Below are 3,152 nucleotides of genomic sequence, written 5' to 3'. Positions count from 1 at the left end.
CTTCCATCGGCTGGTAGGGGCGCGGGGCCGGGGCCGGGGCAGCGGCGCGCTGCGCTTCGGCCTGCTGCACCGACGGCAGTAGCGGAATGCGGCCCTGCTCGTCGTAATAGAGGCCAATCCCCAGGTTCACCTTCTGCTCGCGGGTATCTTTGTGGAAGGTCTCGACTAGCGTCAGTATGGGGTCGCCAGCATAGGCATCGACGTGTTCAAACATGGGGGGTCCTTGAAGTTGACTGTCCAATTCGGCCGGCCATCAGCCGGGCCGATATGATGGCGCAATCCAGAGGTGGCCTCAAGTTGTTCGAGATGGCGACAGGGCTGACAAAGTCTGTCGCAGTGGTGAATGCGGGGCCCTTGCCAGGATCCTGCATCCCGTCTGCACGTTCCCCCCATTTTGTCAGAGAAGGCTGCCTTATCGGCATCGTTTGGATAATATATGGATGCATACGGCACCTCTCATTCCCCTCCCACCCATCCGGGGGAGCCAGGTTCGGCGCCGCCTGAGACAAAAGAAATAGTTGCATAATAGTCAGGCTATTCTTTTGACAACCATTGCAGTGTGCCCGGCCCCTTCGGGGGGCCCACGATAACAGGTGACTCATCGCCGATGACCCGACATGTTTCTGATGCCGATTCCCCCTGGCTGGACTGGCACGGCCTGGGTGGCTGGAATGTCTATTTTCTTGCCAAGTTCGCCCTGCTCTGGGGGGGATATCTCAACTTCCATCCCCTGATCAACCTGGTGTTTGCCGCCTTCCTGATCTTTCCCCTGCCAAGGGCCGGGTGGCGCCGTGCGCGGCACTGGCTGGCGTTGCCGGTGGGGGCGGGGATCTTCTATCACGATACCTGGTTGCCGGGGATAGAGAGCATTCGTGCCCAGGGTAGCCAGGTCTTCTCCTTCACCCTGGATTACTGGGCTGAGCTGCTCGGGCGTTTCATCAATTGGGAGATGGTCGGCGCGGGGTTCGTGCTGCTGACGCTCTATCTGTTCATCGCCCAGTGGTTGCGCTTCACCCCCTGGATCCTGCTGGCGCTGCTCTGGCTCTGGGTCTCGCCCCAGGTGAGCAATCCCTTCGCGAGCAGCAAGGGGGCGAGCGAGCACGCCCTGAACACGCCCCGGGAGGAGACCCGCCCCTCAGTGCTGCCCATGGAGGAGCAGCTTGACCAGAGTGCCCCGCCGACCAACGAGAACCTCAACGCCTATCTCGATGACTTCTATCGGGAGGAGCAGGAGAGGCTGGTGCACTTCCCGGAGAGCCTGCCAGCCCAGGCGACCCCCTTCGATGTGCTCATCATCAATGTCTGCTCCCTGGCCTGGCGTGACGTGGAGGCGAGCGGCCTGACCGGGCACCCGGTCTGGTCCCACTTCGACATTCGCTTCAACCGCTTCAACTCCGCCACCTCCTACAGCGGCCCGAGCTCCATTCGCCTGCTGCGGGCCAGTTGCGGGCAGACCAGCCACCAGGGGCTCTATGTGACGGCGCCGAAGCAGTGTCTGCTGTTCGAGAATCTGGCCCAGCTCGGCTTTGCCAAGCAGGTGGCCATGGATCACTCGGGGGATTTTGGCAACTACCTGACCGGCCTGCAGCAGTATGCCGGGCTGGATGTGACCCCCATGGACAAGAAGGGACTGGCCCATGATCTCGCCTCCTTCGATGGCGAGCCCATCTATCGCGGGGATGCCCTGTTCGGCCGCTGGCTGAACGAGCGGACACAGAGTCAGGCGGCACGCAACGTCACCTTCTTCAACCTCATCGCCCTGCACGATGGCAACCGCTATGTGGCGAGCCGCCAGATAGCGCCCTACAAGGAGAGGCTCAAGACCCTGCTGGATCAGCTGGACGACTTCATGACGACGTTGGAGCAATCCGGCCGCAAGGTGGCCGTGGTGATGGTGCCTGAGCACGGCGCCGCTCTCACCGGCGACAAAATGCAGATGGCCGGGCTGCGGGACATTCCCAGCCCGAGCATCACCCAGGTGCCGGTGGGGGTTGCCCTGCTCGGTACCAAGGCGCCCCACGAGGCGACCCGCAATGTGGACACCCCCAGCAGCTTCCTGGCGGTATCAGAACTGGTCTCCAGGCTGGTGGGGAAGGATGTGTTCGGGAGCGAGACCATCGATTGGGATGCTCTGCTGGGCGACCTGCCGCAGACCCCGTCGGTGTCCGAGAACCAGGGCTCGGTGGTGATCGAATATCAGGGCAAGTACCACATCAAGCTGGGGCAGGGGGACTGGGTCCCCTATCCCCAATGAGACCGGAGGTGACGATGCGCAGCGAACGGCAATCAGACATGAAGACCCCCTTCGGCGTCCCGGTGGAGGGGTCGGTGATCAATGACGTGGCCATGGTCCAGCAGGCCTTTGGTGTCAGCCTCTCCTACCAGGATATTGCCGCCAGGGAGCGGCTCGCCGCCTTGTGCGCACGCTTCCCCCTGCTGGCGGAGGTGGCAGTGAAAGGGCCCGAGGGGACTGGCGAAGGGAGGTCTGCATGACGGTGATCGCCCTGCAGGGGATCCGGGGAGGCGTGGGGACCACCGCCATCGTGGCGGGGCTTGCCCAGGCTGCCCATGAGCAGGGGGCAAGGGTGCTGGCGGTGGATCTCTGCCCGGACAACCAGCTTGGCATCCACCTTGGCCTGCCCCATGACGATCCGGGAGGCTGGAGCCGGCTGACCCAGCCGGCGCGGGAGTGGCGAGGTGCGCTTCACCGCCGGGAGGAGGGACTGGATCTGCTCTCCCATGGCGGGGGGCAGGGGGCGTCAGCCGAGTGGCTGGCAGGGATCGATGGTTATGATCTGGTGCTGCTGGATCTGCCCCTGGGCATGGCCCCCGTCATCCCCTGCAGGCGCTTGCTGGTGGTCAATGCGGATGCCAACTGCCATGTGCGGCTTCACCGCCACCCCTGGGCGGCCGATGAGCATCTGCTGGTGACCCAGTTCTCCAGCCAGCGGGCCCTGCAGCAGGGGTTGCTGGATCTCTGGCTGGCAGGGGGGCTCCCTCTGCTCAATCTTCATCTGCACAGGGACGAAGCCATGGCGGAGGCCATGGCCGCCAAGCTGCCGGTCGGCCGCTATGCGCCCACCAGCCTGGTTGCCCACGAGCTGGCCGCCCTGGCAACCTGGTGTCTGGCAGAGGGGGAGGCGCCCCGATGA

3 protein-coding genes and 1 pseudogene are annotated in these 3,152 nt (G+C 64.1%); 3 read left to right on the top strand and 1 reads right to left on the bottom strand.

What is annotated here, in order from left to right; translation table 11 throughout:
• Positions 1 to 214 (bottom strand): annotated as a pseudogene (locus tag AACR77_RS04625) (aromatic amino acid aminotransferase); the annotation flags it as partial.
• 393 nt (positions 215 to 607) lie between these two features.
• Between AACR77_RS04625 and bcsG the strand changes: the two are divergent.
• The 3 genes from bcsG to bcsQ are packed head-to-tail and all read left to right on the top strand — an operon-like array spanning position 608 to position 3,152.
• Entirely contained in the window at positions 608 to 2,254 is a 1,647-nt protein-coding gene (gene bcsG, locus AACR77_RS04620) for a cellulose biosynthesis protein BcsG (RefSeq protein WP_042880038.1), read from the top strand.
• A 14-nt stretch (positions 2,255 to 2,268) separates the two neighbouring features.
• A complete protein-coding gene (gene bcsR / locus AACR77_RS04615; RefSeq protein WP_042880042.1) occupies positions 2,269 to 2,493 on the top strand; it encodes a cellulose biosynthesis protein BcsR in 225 nt (74 codons plus the stop codon).
• Positions 2,490 to 3,152 carry a cellulose biosynthesis protein BcsQ gene (bcsQ, locus tag AACR77_RS04610; RefSeq protein ID WP_042880036.1) on the top strand — a complete coding sequence of 221 codons (663 nt, stop codon included), beginning with the start codon at positions 2,490 to 2,492 and terminating at the stop codon, positions 3,150 to 3,152. The genes bcsR and bcsQ overlap by 4 nt, the downstream gene beginning before the upstream one ends.

The organism is Aeromonas sp. ZOR0002, assembly GCF_963866995.1.
GTDB classification, from domain to species: Bacteria; Pseudomonadota; Gammaproteobacteria; order Enterobacterales; family Aeromonadaceae; genus Aeromonas; species Aeromonas caviae.
This window is presented reverse-complemented; position numbering and strand designations above follow the sequence as displayed.